Genomic DNA, 269 nt, shown 5'->3' with positions numbered 1-269 from the left:
ACGCGGCCACTGCCCAGCCGCTGGGCTCGGCCAAGCGCAAGCTGCCGGCGGAGTTCCAGCGCGACCGCATAGGGTTGAAGGTCAGCGTGCTGCCCGATCGCGACGGCTGGGCCGACCAGACCGGCTTCGTCGACGGCTGCGCGGTGGGCCAGGACCGGCAGGACGGCAAGACCTGGCTGGCGCACTGCTACGGCGCGCTGGGTGCCGGCCGCAACGACGACGAAGACAGCAGCTTCGGCGCCGAGCTGGATGTGGTCACCGCCCAGTCG

1 pseudogene is annotated in these 269 nt (G+C 72.1%); it reads left to right on the top strand.

The window, feature by feature from the left end:
- Positions 1–269: pseudogene (locus ACQG3P_RS19860) on the top strand (peptidylprolyl isomerase); the annotation flags it as partial.

It is taken from the genome of Stenotrophomonas sp. SrG (assembly GCF_050031795.1).
In the GTDB taxonomy this organism is placed as follows: domain Bacteria; phylum Pseudomonadota; class Gammaproteobacteria; order Xanthomonadales; family Xanthomonadaceae; genus Stenotrophomonas; species Stenotrophomonas rhizophila_A.
This window is presented reverse-complemented; position numbering and strand designations above follow the sequence as displayed.